The following is a 17,323-nucleotide window of genomic DNA, read 5'->3' on the forward strand; positions in this document are numbered from 1 at the left end:
GGTGCGTTGAGCACCCCGCGGTGGGAACCCCGCCGCATCCCCGTCCCGGGCGACGTTTCCCGGGTCCCCGAAGTCCGCGATGAGTGGCTGCGCCACGCGCTGAGCACCGAACCCGCCGAGCGCGGGACCGCGGAAGCCGTCATCAGCGAGCTGTACGCGCTGGCCGGGCAGTCGCCGCCCGAGTTCGTCCAGGTCAGTTCGCCCGCGGCCGCCGTCGCGCTGATCCCGCCCGCGCAAACGCTTTCGCTCGGCGGTGACCTGCCGGTCGAATCGCGGATCGCGACGCTTGTGACGTCCTTGCGCGATCGGCTCGACCAGTACATCGGGGCCTGGCGAAACCGGTACCGGCAGCCTGATCCACCACGCGACGACGCTTCGGTGCGTGGATTCCTCAACAACGGTGTCGCGCCCGCGTTGCGCCGGACGATCCGGGACTCCGTCGCCGGGGCGCTGCGCGGCGAGCTCGCGACGTCGTCCGGGCTGCACTGGTACGGCCAGCAGGACGCCTACTGGGTCGCGCACTACGACCTCCACCAGCGCGTCGACGGCGCGCGGTTCGCCGCCGGCGACGTCGCGCAGCTGGATCTGTGGGCCACGCTCGCCCGGTCCTGCGGCTGGTGGTGGCCCCGCGAAAACGTTTGCGTCGTCGCCGACCGGCCGCTCGTCGTGCGCACCGAGCAGCTGCCGTCGGACTACGGCGAAGCCCGGCTGCACAACGGGAACGGGCCGGCGCTGGCGTTCCCCGACGGCTGGACCGTGCACGCGTGGCACGGGACGCGGGTGCCGCCGTGGGTGATCGACGCGCCCACGGCGGACCGGATCACCGGTGAGCGCAACGTCGAAGTGCGCCGCTGCGCGATCGAGCACGTGGGCTGGACGGCGTTCATCGAAGACGCCGGCCTGCAGCTCCTCGCCCGCGCCGACGATCCCGGCAACCCCGGCTCGGAACTGCTGCTCTACGACGCGTGGCCGGAGCCGTGGCGGACCCCGGCGCGCTTGCTGCTGGCGGTGAACGGCTCTGTCGAGCGCGACGGCACCCGCCGTCGTTACGGACTGCGCGTCCCCGCCGGATTCGACCATCCCCTCGACGCCGCCGGCTGGACGTACGGGCTCAGCGGAGCCCAGTACGCGCAGCTGAGCCGTCGGACCTGAACCCCAAAGGTGATCCCATGTATCTCGCGGAACTGCTCGACCACACCGGACTCGACGTCCTCGGCCACCTCGACCGGCAGGTCGCCGTGCCGGTCATCGACGGCCTCCAGGCCCAGGGCGACCTGATCGTCGTCCCGCAGGAGATGACCGGCGTCGACGCCCGGGGCTGGCGCTCGCTGCCCGACGAGGGCATCGAACTCGTGCGGGGCGAAGACGGCAACAACCCGCACACCCTCGTCGCCGACCACGGCTCGTGCCGCCTGACGACCTGGGTGAGCGACCCCGAAAACCTCGCGATCGCGGTGGTGCGCAACGCCCTGCCGGTGTACCTCGTGCACCCGGAGCACGGGGCGACCGGCATCGCCCCGGGCTGCTGGGTCGTGCGCCGGCAGCGCGAGGCGGGCTTCGGGTTCCGGAAGGCGATCCTGGTCGCCGACTGACGGTGAGTGGCGGGGTTGGCGTGTCGCCGCGTGGCGACACGCCAACCGCCTGTCAGGCCAGGTCGGGGCCCTTCGTGCGCAGGTCGTCGACCTTGGTCATGGCTTCCCGCAGGTCGCCGAGCCAGCTGTCGGCGTGCTCGCCGACCAGGCGCACGGCCCAGGCCAGCGCCTCCGACCGCGAGCGCGCGACGCCGGCGTCGACGAGTGTGTCGAGCACCAGGCGTTCCGGCTGCCGGAGCCGGGTCATCACCGGCGCCGAGTGGGTGGTGAACAGCGCGGTCGTGCCGCCGAGCTTGGCGCCCCAGGCGACTTTCCGCTGGTAGCGGTGCTCGGCCTGGCGCGCGATCTCGATGCGCGCGTCGCGCGTCTCCTCGCGGAACCGGCTGATCCGGCCGTCCTCGGCCGCGGCGCGGGCCGCGTCGTCGGCGTGCTCTTCGGTCAGCGCCGGCAGCTCGCCGACCACGATGATCTCTTCCCGGTCGACCGTGACTTCCGGCGCTCCGGTGAACCAGCCGTCGGGCAGGCGCCCGCCGAACCAGGCCGCCGCGTCGTCCGCCGACGGCACCTCGGCCTGCTGCCAGCCGCGGCCGCCGCCTCTCCAGCCTCGTCCCATGTCGCACCTCCGATTACATGATTACAACGCAACCGACGCTACGCCGGAAACACGCGAACGTGGACGTCGTTCACCCAGAGCGCAATGCCGTGAAGGCCTCCTTACCGGCTCTTATGGCCGGTAAGGAGGCCTTCACGGCATTCGTCAGAGCTGGGCGGCGAGGGCTTCCGGGGTGGTGACCGGGCGGTCGCAGACGTAGCCGCGGCAGACGTACGCCGCCGCAGCGCCCTCGACCAGCGGGCGGTCGGCCAGCAGGGGGACGCCCGGGGTGTCCGGCGCACCCGCCAGCACGATGCCGCCGCCGTGGACGCCGCGCGCCGCGGCGAGGCGCAACGCCGGGTCCGCGCCGACCACCGCGACCTGCACCGGACCGGCCTGCATCGCCTCCGCGACCGACAGCCAGTGCCCGGTGAACCGCGGCGCCCGGCCGGCGAGCACCCCGACCCGGCGCACCGCCTGCTCCGCGGCCTCGCGATACCGCGACGCGCTTTCGTGGCCCGCGAGAGCGGACGCCGTCAGCAGCGCGCCGGCCAGCGCCGACGCTCCCGCCGGGCTCGCGTTGTCGCCCGGGTCGGCCGGGCGCTGGACCAGCGTCTCGGCGTCGTCGGCCGTGTCGAAGTACGCGCCCGGGACGTCCGGGGACGCGAAGTGCGTCAAGGCCAGGTCGAGCAGCCGGGTCGCCTCGGTGAGCCACTTCGCCTCGCCCGTGGCCTGGTGCAGGGCCAGAAAGCCGTCGGCGACGCAGGCGTAGTCCTCCAGCACGCCCGCCGACTCGCCGACGACGCCGTCGCGCGAACTGCGGCGCAGACGGCCGTCGACGACGTGGACGCGCAGCAGCAGCTCGGCCGCGTCGACCGCCTGCTGAATCCACTGTGGACGATCGAGAGCGACGCCCGCCTCGGCCAGCGCCGTGATCGCCAGGCCGTTCCAGGACGCGATCACCTTGTCGTCCCGGCCCGGCTGCGGCCGCTTCGCGCGCTCGTCGAGGAGCGTGTACCGGATGTCCTCGAACGGCGTGTCCGCGAGCAGGCGCAACGTCGACGCGCCGTCCTCGAAGGTGCCCTCGGGTGTGACGCCGAACAGGTCGGCCGCCACCTTGCCGTCCTCGTCGCCGAGCACCTCGCGCAGCTGCGCCGGCGTCCAGACGTACGTCAGGCCTTCGACGCCTTCGGTGTCCGCGTCCAGCGACGACGCGAAGCCACCCTGAGGTGTCCGCAGCTCCGCGGCGAGGAACTCGGCCGTCCCGGTGGCGACGCGCGATCCGGTCCGCGAGCCGGTGCGGCGGGCGAGGTGGGCGTAGAAGCGCAGGAGCAACGCGTTGTCGTACAACATCTTCTCGAAGTGCGGCACGATCCACTCGGCGTCCACGGAGTACCGCGCGAAGCCGCCGGCGAGCTGGTCGTACAACCCGCCGCGCGCCATCGCCTCCGCCGTCGAATCCGCCAGGAACAGCGCGGCCTCGGAGCCGGTGCGCTCGTAGTGGCGCAGCAGGAACTCCAGCACCATCGACGGCGGGAACTTCGGCGCGCGGCCGAACCCGCCGTTGACCGGATCGGCGTCCCCCTGGAGCTTTTCGACGGCGGCCGCGAGCACCGCCTCGTCCACAATGGACTCCTGCAGCGGCCCGGTCCGCTCGGCGATGTGCGCGACGATCTGCTTCGCGCCCTCCAGCAGCTCGTCGGGCCGTTCCCGCCACGCCTCGCTGACGGCGCCGAGCAGCTGCCGGAACGACGGCATGCCCGGCCGCGGCGTCGGCGGGTAGTAAGTGCCGCAGTGGAACGGCTCGCCGTCCGGGGTGAGGAAGCAGGTCATCGGCCAGCCGCCCTGCCCGGTCATCGCCTGCGTGGCGGCCATGTAGACGGCGTCGATGTCCGGCCGCTCCTCGCGGTCGACCTTGATGTTGACGAAGTTCGCGTTCATCACGGCGGCGGTTTCGGCGTCCTCGAACGACTCGTGCGCCATGACGTGGCACCAGTGGCACGCGGCGTAGCCCACGGACAACAGGATCGGCACGTTCCGCCGGCGGGCTTCGGCGAGCGCGTCCGCGCCCCACTGCCACCACTCGACCGGGTTCTCCGCGTGCTGGAGCAGGTACGGGCTGGTCGCGCTGGCGAGGCGGTTCATGGCTCCAAGCGTCTCACATCACGCTCACATCTTGTATTCGTCGACCGAATAGGCCAGACCACAGCATCTGTACCCCCAGTCTGCACCGGACAGGTGACCACAGACCGCGCCATTGGCTTGTTCGCGTATCTTTGACTCTTGCGACCCAGGCTACGCGATTCGGAGCGACATGACACCTGAGGCAGAGCTTCTGGAAATCATTGCCGACTATCAGAGACAGGTCGACGATTTAGCCATTTGGTCCATGGATGCCACCAGGGTTCATGCACTGCTACAGATGGCCGTTCGCCCGCGCGCCGAGTCGTTCAGACACGGCGTCAACTTCACCGAGTTCCCCTGGGAGACGCTTGTCGATATTTTACCGGGATGGCACTACGATCAACCACTGGGAGAAAAGAGCATCGCCGAGGGAGAAGTTTTCGACGCATTGCGCCTGGCTTTGAAGTTCACGAGAATTATACCGCTCGAAATCGGAATTCGAACAGGTGCCTACAGAGTTAGGAAAACCGGAAATGAATTTCGAGTCATTCATCAGTGGAACGTTGCACCCGAGGTCGCGGACCTTTACCTAGAGCAGAGGTCGAGTACGCACACACCTTCGACGCCGTCAGCAGCAGAACTAGAATGGGCAGCAAGGCAGACCCGAGAGCAGCTCAACAATTTCGAACCGCCGCTTGAGCTTATGCAGATGGCCGCCGACCGGGCTTTGGCTGCGATCAGGGAGTGGCAAGCCCCACCAACAGAGGGCCCTCTCGCGGATGATTTTGATCTGGGCCAGGGGTTGACAGTCGGATCCATGGCCGAGATTCTCAGCGTGCTAATGGCAACAGCCCAGCTCGGAGAGCTGGCACACGCGGGGGTTCAGGCTCCCGGAGTAACACTCATGCATGCTTCTCGCAGCACAATAATTGATTGGATGGAGAATCTCTGCAGCAGCTCTACCATACCGGTAATCAACGAGGCCCTCGATCGCTTGACCGCAGGGACAGGTCGCTCAGTCCGTAGATCGCTCCTTATACCAAACGGCGAGATCATTACCATCCTACCTCTCCTCCTATTCCCGCGCGCGTTCGACTCGCTGATGCTGCGGACCGCCGCCTACGATCCAGCCTTGTACGGGCCGATCGGTCAGCGACAGGGGAATCGAGCGAACGTGTGGGCAACATGGCTTCGCAAAATCGACGGAACCCGAGTAGCCGAACGACTCAAGGTGCGGAACGCCACCGGCAGGATCGTTGGCGATCTGGATGTCGTCGCAGTTGACGCTACGACCATGCGCGGCGTGGTATTCGAAGTGAAATCGCCCATCGATGCCGTGACTCTACCTGAGACACTAAAGATCGAAGAGAACATCGCCGCCGCAGCGCGACAACTAGGTCACATTCGCGAGATTCTCGGAGCTGGCGAGTCGAAAGTGGAACTACCATAGGGGTGGCCTGCGTTTCGAGATGTCAAATGGACGTGGTGCGTAGGCACTCCGCAGCAGTTGACTGCACGACCGTTGCCGGAAGCCAAAATGACGGCAATCTCCATGAGATACCTCGCAAATCTAAACGGAGTCGACACTCTAACAGATGTCATCGATTTGCTCGAAAGGCCGGACTGGCCACACAATGGCAGTCACTATACCATACAGAAGAAGACCATAGAACTGGATCGACACCGGGTACACACGGACTCGATCCATCTAAAGGACGTGGATTGGCAACCTCGCGTGAGAAGGCCCTCGTGACGAGCCCTCCCAGTTCGTCGAATTGCCAGCGCGACCACTAGCTTCCTTAATGCATCGCATGGCACCAGTGGCACGCGGCATAACCCACGGAAAGCAGGTACGGGCTGGTCGCGCTGGCGAGGCGGTTCATGCCTTCAGGGTCGCACTCCGGAAAACCGGGCGCGCGGTCACCGGGGCGTCAGCCACACTTGCGCGGTGCTGTTGACCATCTCGACCACCCGTACCCCCGCCACCGACCTGGGCTTCCTCCTGCACAAGCACCCGGAGAAAGCCCAGTCGGTCGCGCTCTCCGCCGGCACCGCGCACGTCTTCTACCCCGAGGCGATGCCGGAGAAGTGCACCGCCGCGTTGTTCGTCGACATCGACGCGATCGAGCTCGTGCGCGGCGGCGGGACGTCGTTGACGCAGTACGTCAACGACCGGCCCTACGCCGGTGGCTCGTACCTCGCGGTGGCGCTGCGGGCGGCGTTCACGACGGCGCTCGCCGGACGCTGCGCCGCGCGTCCCGAGCTGGTCGACGAGGCCTTCGACCTGGAGATCCACGTGCCGTCGCTGTCCGCGCGCGGTGGGGCCGAGGTCGTGCACAAGCTGTTCGAGCCGCTCGGCTGGCGCGTCACGGCCACGCCGATCCCGCTCGACCCGGAGTTCCCGCAGTGGGGCGAGAGCCGTTATGTCGACCTGCGGCTGGCCGGCACCCAGCGCGTCGCCGACGCGCTGCGCCACCTCTACGTCCTGCTGCCCGCGCTCGACGGCGACAAGCACTACTGGGTCGGCCAGGACGAGGCCGACAAGCTGCTGCGCGCCGGCGACGGCTGGCTCGGCGGGCACCCCGAGCGGACGCTCATCACCAACCGCTACCTGGAGCGACGCCGTCCGGTCGTCAACTACGCGCTGTCGCGGCTCGCCGAGGCGGACGACGTCCCGGCCGAGGCCGAAGCCCTGGTCACCGAGGTTCCCGACCGGCCCGAACCGCTGTCCACGCAGCGGCACGGCAGCGTGCTCGCCGCGCTCCGGGCCGTCGGTGCCCAGCGCGTCCTCGACCTCGGCTGCGGTCCCGGCGCGCTGCTGCGCGTGCTCGAGAAGGAGCCGTCGTTCACCGAGATCGTCGGCGTCGACGTCTCGTCCTCCGCGCTGGACATCGCGGCGAAGCGGCTCAAGGACCGCAGCCGCGTGACGCTGCGGCAGTCCGCCCTGACCTACGCCGACCCGGCGCTGGCCGGGTACGACGCGGCCGTGCTGATGGAGGTCGTCGAGCACGTCGACGAAGAGCGCCTGCCGGCCCTGGAGCACGCGGTGTTCAGGGTCGCGGCGCCGCGCACGGTGATCGTCACGACGCCCAACGCGGAGTACAACCGGCTGTTCGAATTCCTCCCGATGGGGCATTTCCGGCACGCCGATCACCGGTTCGAATGGACCCGGGCGCAGTTCCGCGCGTGGGCGGACGGCGTCGCGGCCCGCAACCGCTACGCCGTTCGTCACCTGCCGGTCGGACCGGAGGACCAGGATTCAGGACCGCCGACCCAGATGGCGGTCTTCACGACCAGTGACAAGGAGGTGGCCGCGTGAAGCTGACCGTTCCCGAGATGTCCCTCGTCGTGCTTGTCGGCGCTTCCGGCTCCGGCAAGTCGACGTTCGCGCGCACGCACTTCGCGCCGACGCAGGTGCTCTCCAGCGACTTCTTCCGCGGGCTCGTCGCCGACGACGAGAACGACCAGTCCGCGTCCGCCGACGCCTTCGACACGCTGCACTACGTCGCGGGCAAGCGGCTCGCGGCCGGGCGGCTGACCGTCATCGACGCGACGAACGTCCAGCGCGCGTCGCGGGCGAGCCTGGTGAAGCTCGCGAAGGAGCACGACGTGCTGCCGACGGCGATCGTGCTCGACCTGCCGCTGGGCGTGTGCGCGGCGCGCAACGCCGGGCGGCCCGACCGCGACTTCGGCGAGCACGTGATCCGGCGGCAGCGCGGTGAGCTGCAGCGGTCGCTGAAGTCGTTGGAGCGCGAGGGTTTCCGGCGCGTGCACGTGCTGCGCGGGGAGACCGAGGTGGCCGAGGCGGAGATCGACGTCGAGCCGCTGCGCAACGACAAGCGCGAGCTGACCGGGCCGTTCGACGTCATCGGCGACGTCCACGGCTGTGCGGCCGAGCTGGAAGAACTGCTGGCCGAGCTGGGGTACGCCGACGGCGTGCACCCCGGAGGGCGGACCGCGGTGTTCGTCGGCGACCTCGTCGACCGCGGGCCGGACACCCCGGGCGTGCTGCGGCGCGTCATGGGAATGGCCTCGTCGGGGAACGCCCTGGTCGTCTGCGGGAACCACGAGCAGAAGCTGGTGCGCGCGCTGCACGGGCGCAAGGTGAACGTCGCGCACGGGCTCGCCGAGTCGCTGGAACAGCTCGGCGCCGAGACCGAGGAGTTCCGCCGGCAGGCGCACGAGTTCTGCGACGGCCTGATCGCGCACTACGTCCTCGACGGCGGCAAGCTCGTCGTCGCGCACGCCGGGCTGCCCGAGCGCTACCACGGGCGCGCGTCCGGGCGGGTTCGCAGCATGGCGCTCTACGGCGACACGACCGGCGAGACCGACGAGTACGGCCTGCCGGTGCGGCTGCCGTGGGCGCGCGACTACCGCGGGTCCGCGATGGTCCTCTACGGGCACACGCCGACGCTGGAACCGGAGTGGGTCAACAACACCATGTGCCTCGACACCGGGGCCGTCTTCGGCGGGAAGCTGACGGCGCTGCGGTACCCGGAACGCGACGTCGTCTCGGTGCAGGCCCACCAGGTCTGGTACGAGCCGACCAAGCCGCTCGACGCGTCGCGGCCGCTCGGTGGGCGTGAGCCTGCCGTGCTGGAGCTGGCCGACGTCACCGGCAAGCGGGTCGTGCAGACCATGCAGCACGGCCGGGTCGGCGTCTCGGCGGAGCAGTCGGCCGCGGCGCTGGAGGTGATGAGCCGGTTCGCGGTGGACCCGCGCTGGCTCGCCTACCTGCCGCCGACGATGGCGCCGTGTTCGACGTCTTCGCGCGAGGATTACCTGGAGCACCCGGAGGAGGCGTTCGCCGAGTACCGCGCGGCCGGCGTGCAGTCGGTGCTGTGCGAGGAGAAGCACATGGGCTCGCGGGCCGTCGTGCTCGTCTGCCGGGACGACGACGTCGCCTACAAGCGCTTCGGCGTCCAAGGCGGCGGAGCGGTGTACACGCGCACCGGACGGCCGTTCTTCTCTACGGCGCAGAATCTCGAGCTGCTGGCCGACGTGCGTTCCGCGGCGGCCGGGCTGTTCGAGGAGCTGGACAGCGGCTGGCTGCTGCTCGACGCCGAACTGCTGCCTTGGAGCGCGAAGGCGGGTTCGCTGATCTCGAACCAGTACGCGTCGGTCGGCGCGGCCGCCCAGGCCGTGCTGCCCGCCGCCGTCGCCGCGCTGGCGACGGCGGCCGCGCGCGGCATCGACGTCACGGACCTGCTGGCGCGGACGGCTGCCCGTGAGTCCACTGTGGACTCCTACCGGGCGGCGTACCGGCGCTACTGCTGGCCGACGACGGGGTTGGACGGCGTGCGGCTGGCGCCGTTCCAGCTGCTGGCGTCGGAGGGCGCGAGCTACCACGACCGGCCGCACGCGTGGCACCTGTCGGTGCTGGAGAAGCTGGCCGGGCCGCGGTTCCAGCGCACCCGCACGCTGGCGGTGGACGTCCTCGACGACACGTCGGTCGCCGCGGGCGTCGCGTGGTGGGAGGAGCTGACCGGCGCGGGCGGCGAGGGCATGGTCGTCAAGCCGGCGGCCAACCTGACCCGCGGCGCGCGCGGGCTGGCGCAGCCGGGGGTGAAGGTGCGCGGGCGCGAGTACCTGCGGATCATCTACGGCCCCGACTACACGCTGCCGGAGAACCTCGAGCGGCTGCGCAAGCGGGGGCTCAACCGCAAGCGGATGCTGGCCCTGCGGGAGTACGCGCTCGGGCTGGAGGCGCTGGAGCGCGTGGCGCGGGGTGAGCCGCTGTGGCGGGTCCACGAGTGCGTCTTCGCGGTGCTGGCGCTGGAGTCGGACCCGGTGGACCCGCGGCTCTAGTGGTCCGCCCGGCCGGCTCGATCCGCGGCCGTGTGGACTCAGGTCGCTGTGCGGCCCCTCCCTCCGGTCGTACGCTCGGGTGATGACCGGCTCGGCGACCTGCGTCCGCCCGGGCCCGCTGACGACCGCGGCGGTCGTCGGTGCGGCCGCGACGGCGTGGGGGCAGTAAGCGTCCGGTGACCTGCGGGCCTACGACGTCCTGGCCGGGCTGCTCGGCTGCGCGCTCGTGCCGCTGGTGTTCCGCCGGCCGGTGCGGAGCACGCTCGCGCTGGCGGTGCTGGCCGTCCTCTCGCCGCTCGCGACGCCGCCCGCCGTGCTCGGCGTATTGCAGGTCGCGCGGTCCCGGCCGTGGAGCCACGCGGTCGCCGTCGCCGTGGCCGGCGTCGCGGCCCACGCCCTGCGCGGCCTCTGGCGGCCGACCGACGGGCTGCCCTACGGCTGGTGGCTGGCGCTGGCGGTGCTCGCGCACGTCGCCGTCGCCGGGCTCGGCGCGCTCTCCGCGGGCCGCGACGCCGTGCTCATCGCCCTCGACGAACGGGCCCTGCGCGCCGAAGCCGAGCAGGGCCGGCGCATCGCCGAGGCGCGCGCGGCCGAACGCGCGTCGATCGCGCGGGAGATGCACGACGTCCTCGCGCACCGGCTTTCGCTGCTCGCGACCTACGCCGGCGCGCTCGAACACCGGCCCGACGCCCCGCCGGAGAAGCTCGCCCAGGCGGCCGGGGTGGTGCGGGCCGCGGCGCACCAGGCGCTCGGCGAGCTGCGGGAGGTGATCGGGCTGCTGCACGACGACCCGGTGCCCGACGGCACGGAACAGCCCGTGCCCGAGCTGACCGACCTGCCGGGGCTCGTCGAGGAGTCCCGCGCGGTCGGCACGGCGGTGCAGGTGACCGGCGAGGTCGGCGGGGTGCCGGGGATGGCGGGGCGCACGGCCTACCGCGTCGTCCAGGAAGCGCTGACGAACGCCCGCAAGCACGCGCCGGGCCAGCCGGTGCGGATCGCGCTGGGCGGGGAGGCCGGGGCCCGGCTGGAGATCGACGTCACCAACCCGCTCGGCCCGGCCGGGGATCCCCAGCGGGTGGCCGGGCACGGGCTCGTCGGCCTCACCGAGCGCGTCCGGCCGGCCGGCGGGCAGCTCGACCACCAGCGGACCGGCGGCGAGTTCCGGCTGCGGGCCTGGCTGCCGTGGCCGCGATGACGCGGTCGCCGCGGGTCAGTCGGCTTTGGCGGGCGAGGTGTCCTCGGCCGCCTTCTTCTCCACGACCGGCTCGGCCTCGGACTTGGCGGGCTCGCCCGCGGCCGGAGCCGGTTCGGCCTTCTCGGCCGGTTCGTCGAAGCTGGCCGGGACGCGCTTGAGGTGCTTCGTCATCGAGCGGACCAGGAACGCCACCGCGATGAGGAACAGGATCAGCACCAGGAAGCCGACCGGGGACGACTTGCCGAAGTCCTCCCCCTGCCCGCCGTTGTCGCCGTCGCCGGGTTGCTGCGCCAGCACCACTGCCGACGCGGTCACCGGGAGCGCCACGACGGCCGGCAGCGTCAGACTCATGTGTTCACCTTCTCCGTGATGCCGGCGAACAGGTCATCCTCCGGCAACGTGCTGTCCACCTGCGACTTGACCAGCTCGTACTCTTCGGTCGGCCAGGTCGCCCGCTGGATCTCCAGGGGGACGAAGAACCAGCGGCTGTTCGGGTCGATCTGCGTGGCGTGCGCCTTCAGCGCCTCGTCCCGCACCTCGAAGTATTCACCGCACTCGACGCGGGTCGTCACCCGCTCCATCACATCGGCCCGGTCGGGGTCCCACTTCGCCAGCCACTCGGTGTACGGCGACTCGAGCCCGGCCTCCTTCAAGGCGGCGTCGAAGGCGACCATCCGGGCCTTCGAGAACCCGTGCATGTAGTACAGCTTCAGCGGCTGCCACGGCTCGCCGGCGTCGGGGAAGCGGTCCGGGTCGGCCGCCGCGTCCCACGCCGCCATCGACACCTCGTGGGTGCGGATGTGGTCGGGGTGCGGGTAGCCGCCGTTCTCGTCGTAGGTGGTGATGACGTGCGGGCGGAACTCCCGGATCACGCGCACCAGCGCCTCGGTGGACTCCTCCAGCGGCACCACCGCGAACGAGCCCTCGGGCACCGGCGGCAGCGGGTCGCCCTCCGGCAGGCCGGAGTCGACGAAGCCCAGCCAGCGCTGGCTCACGCCGAGGATCTTGGCCGCGCGGGCCATTTCCTCCCGGCGGACCTCGCTCATGTTCGCCAGCACCTCGGGACGGTCCATCGCGGGGTTCAGGATGCTCCCCGCTTCACCCCCGGTGCACGTGACGACCAGCACCTCGTGGCCCTCGGCGGCGTAGCGCGCCATGCTGGCGGCGCCCTTGCTGGACTCGTCGTCCGGGTGCGCGTGCACGGCCATCATGCGCAGGCGCGGCCCGGCGGTGTTCCTCAGCTCGTCAGCTTCCACCATGCTCCGAACGACTCCCTTTCGACCCTTATTCCGCATCCGCACCGGGACCCACCTGCGGGCCGCGCACCCGGCCAGCGGATACTCGACTCCCGTAGGCGGTACCCGTGCCGGACGACACCCATTGTCCCCAGGGGTACGACGAGTTCGAGCAGGAGGCCCCGGGTTGGCAGGCGGACCGGCGGAAACGGTCGTCGGGAGCAGCGCGTCGACGCTCCCCGAAGGCCGCTACGGCACCGGCCGCGCACCGACGTCCCGGCGCTGGCGGCGCTGGTTGTTCCTGGCCATCGCCCTGGTCGTCAGCGGAGTGGTCGCTTACGTCGCCTACGTCAACCTCGGGTCCGCGCCGATCGACGCCGAGCGCGTCGCCTTCAGCGGCAAACCGGGCAACGCGATGGAAATCACCCTCAACGTGACCCGTGACGACAACAACCGGCCGGGCGTGTGCGTCGTCCGCGTCCGCGACAAGACCGGCGCCGAGAGCGGCCGCAAAGAGCTCCTGATCCCCGCCGGCGCGAAGTACAGCACCATCACCACCACGATCAAGAGCATCGGGGCTCCGGTGACCGCCGACGTGTACGGCTGCTCGTACGACATACCACGGTACCTGTCAACCCCATAGCGGCCAACGGGGTGAACCGCGCGCTCAACGCCCACGACGCGCGGAAATAAGGGGCTTGGCCCTGTCCTGCCGTGATAGTCTGACCCCTCAGCACGGCCCACGACGGGCCGTGTTTTTCCTTTATCTCAGCCACGCGGGCACCTAGGCCCGTGTGGGCCGGCTTGAACACGCAAGCCTGGCAGGCCCGACGAGGAGATGGTGACCGTGAGCGACACCAAGGTGACCTGGCTGACCCAGGATGCCTACGACCGGCTCAAGACCGAGCTCGACGAGATGATCGAGAATCGGCCGGTTATCGCCGCGCGCATCAACGACAGCCGCGAAGAGGGCGACCTCAAGGAGAACGGCGGCTACCACGCCGCCCGTGAGGAACAGGGCCAGGCCGAGGCACGCATCCGGCACCTGCAGGAGCTGCTGCGCGGGGCCAAGGTCGGCGAGGCGCCGGCCAACGACGGCACCGCCGGCCCGGGCAAGGTGCTGACCGTCCGGTACGACGGTGACGACGACGAGGAGAAGTTCCTGCTCGCCACCCGCGAAGAGGGCGCCGAGGGCGGCCTCGACGTCTACTCCCCCGAGTCGCCGCTGGGCAAGGCCCTGCTCGGCGCCAAGGAGGGCGAGTCGCGCGAGTACGAACTGCCGAACGGCAAGTCCCAGAAGGTGACCCTCGTCAAGGCCGTTCCCTACAGCGACGGCAAGTAGCGGTCCGGGCGCGCCCGGTTTATCCGTCGCCGGGCGCGCATCCCCGCAGCTAGCGTGTCCTCCCAGGAGCCACATTCCGGGAGGACGTCAGTGAGCACGGAACCGATCTGCCAGGCCTGCGGCATGCAGTACGCCGAGGCCCGGGACAACTGCCCGGTCTGCGAGGACGAACGCCAGTACGTCCCGGCGGCCGGGCAGCAGTGGACGAACCTGGCCGCACTCTGCGCGAGCGGCACTTACACCCCGCGCGTCGAGGAACAGGGCCCCGGCATCGTCGGTGTCGGCTCGAACCCCGGGTTCGCGATCGGCGAACGCGCTCTGCTGGTGCAGGCGGAGTCCGGCAACTTCCTCTGGGACTGCGCGGCGTACCTCGACGACGCGCTCGTCGAGCGGGTCCGCGCCCTCGGCGGCATCACCGGCATCGCGATCAGCCACCCGCACTACTACACGACGATGGTCGAGTGGGCGCACGCGTTCGACGCGCCGATCCACCTGCACGAGGGCGATCAGCAGTGGATCGGCCGGCCCGATCCGTCGGTGGAGCTGTGGTCCGGCACGACCCTGGACGTCGCTCCCGACCTGCGGCTGATCAACCTGGGCGTCCACTTCGACGGCGGCACGGTCCTGCACTGGCCGGCGGGCGAAGAGGGCCGCGGAGCGCTGCTGTCGGGCGACATCGTGCAGGTGATCCCCGACCGCACGCACGTCGGCTTCATGTACAGCTACCCGAACCTCGTCCCGGAGCGCCCGCACATCGTCCGCCGCGCGGCGGAACTGCTGGCGGGCTACCACTTCGAGGCGATCTACGGCGCGTGGTGGGACGCGATCGTGCGCACCGACGGCTTCGAGGTCGTGCAGCGCTCGGCGAAGCGCTACCTGGACCAGGTCGTCGACAAGGACTGACGCTCACTCCCGCGCGGTCCGCTCCAGCAGGGGGCGGACCCGCGGCGGGACCGGCGTCGACAGCGCGATCGACGTCGACGTCCGCTGGACGTCCGGGACGCCGACCACCTCGTCGATCACCCGCTGCAGGTCGTCGTTGCCCCGCGCCACCATGCGGACGAACAAGTCGCCCTGGCCCGTTGTCGCGTGGACTTCGCAGACCTCGTCGATCGCCGCCAGGGCCTGCGCCACCTCCGCGCGGCGGCCCTGCGCTATCTCGATCACCGCGAACGCCGTGAGGCCGTAGCCCATCGCCGCCAGGTCGAGCTCCGGCGGGAACCCGCCGAGGATGCCGCGCTCGGCCAGGCGGTCGAGGCGCGCCTGGACCGTGCCGCGGGCCACCCCGAGGCGGCGGGCGCACTCCAGCACCCCCAGCCGCGGGGTGTCGGTGAGCAACAGCAGCAGCCGCGCGTCCAATGCGTCGAGGTTCTCCGACATTGCCCTCTTCCCTGCACAAGTTGTCCATGATGACAGCCGATGTCCCGCAAACACCGATCATATTGTCCAGCAAAAACTGAGACCATTGCACATCTTGCCTCACGAGGCGGATCCTTCGAGGTATGACCCAGACTGCCGAACCCCACCAGGGTGCCCTCGACGACGTCAGCTACGACCAGCTGCGTCAGCTCGTCGGCCTCGTCGACCACGACGCCTCGACAGACCCGTTCCCGGTCAAGGCCATGGACGCGGTCGTGTTCATCGCCGGCAACGCGACCCAGACCGCCTGGTACTACCAGATCGCGTTCGGGATGCAGCTCGTCGCCTACTCCGGCCCCGAGACGGGGAACTTCGAGCGCAAGTCCTACGTGCTCAAGTCCGGCTCGGCCCGGTTCGTCATCACCGGTGGCGTGCGCCCGGACTCGCCGCTGCTCGAGCACCACCGCAAGCACGGCGACGGCGTCATCGACCTGGCGCTGGAGACCACCGACGTCGACAAGTGCATCGAGCACGCCCGCGCGCAGGGCGCGACCGTTCTCGAGGAGCCGCACGACGTCTCCGACGAGCACGGCACCGTGCGCGTCGCCGCGATCGCGACCTACGGCGAAACCCGCCACTCGCTGGTCGACCGGTCGCGCTACACCGGCATCTACCTGCCCGGCTACGAGCCGCGCGAGAGCACCGTCAAGCGCCCCGAAGGCGCGCCGAAGCGGCTGTTCCAGGCCGTCGACCACTGCGTCGGCAACGTCGAGCTCGGCAAGATGGACTACTGGGTCGACTGGTACCACCGCGTCATGGGCTTCGTGAACATGGCGGAGTTCGTCGGCGACGACATCGCGACCGAGTACTCGGCCCTGATGAGCAAGGTCGTCTCGAACGGCAACCACCGCGTCAAGTTCCCGCTGAACGAGCCCGCCGTCGCGAAGAAGAAGTCGCAGATCGACGAGTACCTCGAGTTCTACGGCGGCGCGGGCTGCCAGCACATCGCGCTGGCCACCAACGACATCATCGCCACGGTCACCGCGATGCGCGCCGCCGGCGTCGAGTTCCTCGACACTCCGGCGTCGTACTACGAGGACCCGGAGCTGCGCGCCCGGATCGGCAACGTCCGCGTGTCGATCGAGACGCTCAAGGAGCACAGCATCCTCGTCGACCGCGACGAGGACGGCTACCTGCTGCAGATCTTCACCAAGCCGATCGGCGACCGGCCGACCGTGTTCTACGAGCTGATCGAGCGTCACGGTTCGCTCGGCTTCGGCAAGGGCAACTTCAAGGCGCTGTTCGAAGCCATCGAGCGTGAACAGGACCGCCGAGGCAATCTTTAACGCCGAGGCGGCATCAGCACTGCGCGGCAACCTGTAAACCGCGAATCGGCGAAGGCCACCATCGGGCACCTCCGGGTCCCCTATGGTGGCCTTTGGTGTGTTCACGGAACCGCGAGCGGCTCCGATCCGTCAGTGTGGAGACGTCGAGAGGGAGGGCCGGGATGCCGGACAGCGTCGACGCGAGCGACGAGATGATCGACAACTGGACCAAGCGGCTCGAGGACAACGCCGCCCGGTACCAGGCGCTGGCCGATCGCATGCAGGGCCAGACGGTCACCGAGCGGTCGAAGGACGGCCTCGTCACGGTGACGGTCGATTCGCGCGGCCTGCTGAAGAACCTCGTCATCGCGGAGTCCGCCGCCGGCGCCAAGCGGATGGCCGAGGTCTCGGCGCAGGTGCTGCAGCTGGTGCAGCGCGCGCAGGCGCGGATCCCGGAACTGCTGCAGCAGGCCATGACCGAGACCACCGGCACGGGTGACCAGGCCGCCGTGGAGATCGTCCGCGAGGCGCAGAGCACGTTCCCGCAGCCGCCGCCGGAGCCCGAACCCGCGTTCCCGGAACCCGACCGCGTCCGCCGGTTCCTGCCCGACGACAACGAAGAGCAGCCGCCGCGCACTCCGCCGGCACCACCGCAGCCGCCGGCACCGCCGCAGCCGCCCCGGCGCCGTCGTCCGGCCGACAACGACGATGACGACGACTTCGGCGGCCCGATCCTTTCCTGAGGGGGAAA

General features: G+C 70.2%; 16 protein-coding genes and 1 pseudogene. 11 read left to right on the top strand and 6 right to left on the bottom strand.

Going from position 1 to position 17,323, the window contains the following annotated elements; translation table 11 throughout:
* Positions 1–6: 6 nt before the first annotated feature.
* Together MUY22_RS05355 and MUY22_RS05360 are read left to right on the top strand one after the other, a co-directional pair.
* Positions 7–1,152 carry a DUF6745 domain-containing protein gene (locus tag MUY22_RS05355; RefSeq protein WP_247057669.1) on the top strand — a complete coding sequence of 382 codons (1,146 nt, stop codon included), beginning with the start codon at positions 7–9 and terminating at the stop codon, positions 1,150–1,152.
* Positions 1,153–1,169: 17 nt separating this feature from the next.
* Entirely contained in the window at positions 1,170–1,592 is a 423-nt protein-coding gene (locus tag MUY22_RS05360) for a hypothetical protein (protein WP_247057671.1), read from the top strand.
* A gap of 52 nt (positions 1,593–1,644) precedes the next feature.
* On the opposite strand, the gene MUY22_RS05365 is transcribed toward MUY22_RS05360, so the two are convergent.
* Both MUY22_RS05365 and MUY22_RS05370 read right to left on the bottom strand, forming a co-directional pair.
* Complete coding sequence (locus MUY22_RS05365; RefSeq protein ID WP_247057673.1) at positions 1,645–2,205, bottom strand: hypothetical protein; 561 nt, start codon at positions 2,203–2,205, stop codon at positions 1,645–1,647.
* Between the two features lie 144 nt (positions 2,206–2,349).
* Positions 2,350–4,329, bottom strand: coding sequence for a thioredoxin domain-containing protein (locus tag MUY22_RS05370; RefSeq protein ID WP_247057675.1), 1,980 nt, complete (start codon positions 4,327–4,329; stop codon positions 2,350–2,352).
* A 169-nt stretch (positions 4,330–4,498) separates the two neighbouring features.
* Between MUY22_RS05370 and MUY22_RS05375 the strand changes: the two genes are divergently transcribed.
* Positions 4,499–5,758, top strand: a complete 1,260-nt coding sequence (locus MUY22_RS05375) for a hypothetical protein (RefSeq protein WP_247057677.1) — start codon at positions 4,499–4,501, stop codon at positions 5,756–5,758.
* A 355-nt stretch (positions 5,759–6,113) separates the two neighbouring features.
* Here MUY22_RS05375 and MUY22_RS49700 read toward each other — a convergent pair.
* Positions 6,114–6,191 (bottom strand): annotated as a pseudogene (locus MUY22_RS49700) (DUF255 domain-containing protein); the annotation flags it as partial.
* Positions 6,192–6,256: 65 nt separating this feature from the next.
* On the opposite strand from MUY22_RS49700, the gene MUY22_RS05380 reads away from it, so the two are divergent.
* From MUY22_RS05380 to MUY22_RS05390, 3 genes are all read left to right on the top strand, one after another.
* On the top strand, positions 6,257–7,627 hold the full coding sequence (locus MUY22_RS05380; protein WP_247057680.1) for a 3' terminal RNA ribose 2'-O-methyltransferase Hen1: 1,371 nt from the start codon (positions 6,257–6,259) through the stop codon (positions 7,625–7,627).
* A complete protein-coding gene (locus MUY22_RS05385; RefSeq protein ID WP_247057682.1) occupies positions 7,624–10,116 on the top strand; it encodes a polynucleotide kinase-phosphatase in 2,493 nt (830 codons plus the stop codon). The genes MUY22_RS05380 and MUY22_RS05385 overlap by 4 nt, the downstream gene beginning before the upstream one ends.
* 226 nt (positions 10,117–10,342) lie before the next feature.
* Positions 10,343–11,311 (top strand): sensor histidine kinase, encoded by a 969-nt coding sequence (locus MUY22_RS05390; protein ID WP_247057684.1) that lies wholly within the window; start codon positions 10,343–10,345, stop codon positions 11,309–11,311.
* A 15-nt stretch (positions 11,312–11,326) separates the two neighbouring features.
* Here the strand turns inward: MUY22_RS05390 and MUY22_RS05395 are convergent, their stop codons facing one another.
* Complete coding sequence (locus MUY22_RS05395; RefSeq protein WP_247057686.1) at positions 11,327–11,662, bottom strand: hypothetical protein; 336 nt, start codon at positions 11,660–11,662, stop codon at positions 11,327–11,329.
* Positions 11,659–12,570 carry a mycothiol conjugate amidase Mca gene (gene mca, locus MUY22_RS05400; RefSeq protein ID WP_247057688.1) on the bottom strand — a complete coding sequence of 304 codons (912 nt, stop codon included), beginning with the start codon at positions 12,568–12,570 and terminating at the stop codon, positions 11,659–11,661. The genes MUY22_RS05395 and mca overlap by 4 nt, the downstream gene beginning before the upstream one ends.
* A gap of 163 nt (positions 12,571–12,733) precedes the next feature.
* Between mca and MUY22_RS05405 the strand changes: the two genes are divergently transcribed.
* The 3 genes from MUY22_RS05405 to MUY22_RS05415 all read left to right on the top strand — a co-directional run bounded on the left by MUY22_RS05405 (position 12,734) and on the right by MUY22_RS05415 (position 14,791).
* The gene (locus MUY22_RS05405) at positions 12,734–13,189 is read left to right on the top strand and encodes a DUF4307 domain-containing protein (protein WP_247057690.1); all 456 of its coding nucleotides are present in this window, start codon (positions 12,734–12,736) and stop codon (positions 13,187–13,189) included.
* Positions 13,190–13,384: 195 nt separating this feature from the next.
* Entirely contained in the window at positions 13,385–13,888 is a 504-nt protein-coding gene (gene greA, locus MUY22_RS05410; RefSeq protein ID WP_247057692.1) for a transcription elongation factor GreA, read from the top strand.
* Between the two features lie 90 nt (positions 13,889–13,978).
* Positions 13,979–14,791 carry an MBL fold metallo-hydrolase gene (locus MUY22_RS05415; protein WP_247057695.1) on the top strand — a complete coding sequence of 271 codons (813 nt, stop codon included), beginning with the start codon at positions 13,979–13,981 and terminating at the stop codon, positions 14,789–14,791.
* Positions 14,792–14,794: 3 nt separating this feature from the next.
* On the opposite strand, the gene MUY22_RS05420 is transcribed toward MUY22_RS05415, so the two are convergent.
* A complete protein-coding gene (locus MUY22_RS05420) occupies positions 14,795–15,268 on the bottom strand; it encodes an Lrp/AsnC family transcriptional regulator (protein ID WP_247057697.1) in 474 nt (157 codons plus the stop codon).
* A 122-nt stretch (positions 15,269–15,390) separates the two neighbouring features.
* Here MUY22_RS05420 and hppD point away from each other — a divergent pair, with 122 nt between their 5' ends.
* Together hppD and MUY22_RS05430 are read left to right on the top strand one after the other, a co-directional pair.
* A complete protein-coding gene (gene hppD / locus MUY22_RS05425; protein ID WP_247057700.1) occupies positions 15,391–16,593 on the top strand; it encodes a 4-hydroxyphenylpyruvate dioxygenase in 1,203 nt (400 codons plus the stop codon).
* Positions 16,594–16,754: 161 nt separating this feature from the next.
* The gene (locus MUY22_RS05430) at positions 16,755–17,315 is read left to right on the top strand and encodes a YbaB/EbfC family nucleoid-associated protein (protein ID WP_247057702.1); all 561 of its coding nucleotides are present in this window, start codon (positions 16,755–16,757) and stop codon (positions 17,313–17,315) included.
* Positions 17,316–17,323: the final 8 nt, after the last annotated feature.

Origin of the sequence: Amycolatopsis sp. WQ 127309 (genome assembly GCF_023023025.1) — a bacterium.
Taxonomy (GTDB): Bacteria; Actinomycetota; Actinomycetes; order Mycobacteriales; family Pseudonocardiaceae; genus Amycolatopsis.

What these genes read in the sequence shown, in the direction of transcription:
- mca (WP_247057688.1), bottom strand. Translation starts at nt 12,570, where the DNA reads ATGGTGGAAGCTGACGAGCTGAGGAACACCGCCGGGCCGCGCCTGCGC.
- MUY22_RS05365 (WP_247057673.1), bottom strand. Translation starts at nt 2,205, where the DNA reads ATGGGACGAGGCTGGAGAGGCGGCGGCCGCGGCTGGCAGCAGGCCGAG.
- greA (WP_247057692.1), top strand. Translation starts at nt 13,385, where the DNA reads ATGGTGACCGTGAGCGACACCAAGGTGACCTGGCTGACCCAGGATGCC.
- hppD (WP_247057700.1), top strand. Translation starts at nt 15,391, where the DNA reads ATGACCCAGACTGCCGAACCCCACCAGGGTGCCCTCGACGACGTCAGC.
- MUY22_RS05420 (WP_247057697.1), bottom strand. Translation starts at nt 15,268, where the DNA reads ATGTCGGAGAACCTCGACGCATTGGACGCGCGGCTGCTGCTGTTGCTC.
- MUY22_RS05430 (WP_247057702.1), top strand. Translation starts at nt 16,755, where the DNA reads ATGCCGGACAGCGTCGACGCGAGCGACGAGATGATCGACAACTGGACC.
- MUY22_RS05370 (WP_247057675.1), bottom strand. Translation starts at nt 4,329, where the DNA reads ATGAACCGCCTCGCCAGCGCGACCAGCCCGTACCTGCTCCAGCACGCG.
- MUY22_RS05360 (WP_247057671.1), top strand. Translation starts at nt 1,170, where the DNA reads ATGTATCTCGCGGAACTGCTCGACCACACCGGACTCGACGTCCTCGGC.
- MUY22_RS05375 (WP_247057677.1), top strand. Translation starts at nt 4,499, where the DNA reads ATGACACCTGAGGCAGAGCTTCTGGAAATCATTGCCGACTATCAGAGA.
- MUY22_RS05395 (WP_247057686.1), bottom strand. Translation starts at nt 11,662, where the DNA reads ATGAGTCTGACGCTGCCGGCCGTCGTGGCGCTCCCGGTGACCGCGTCG.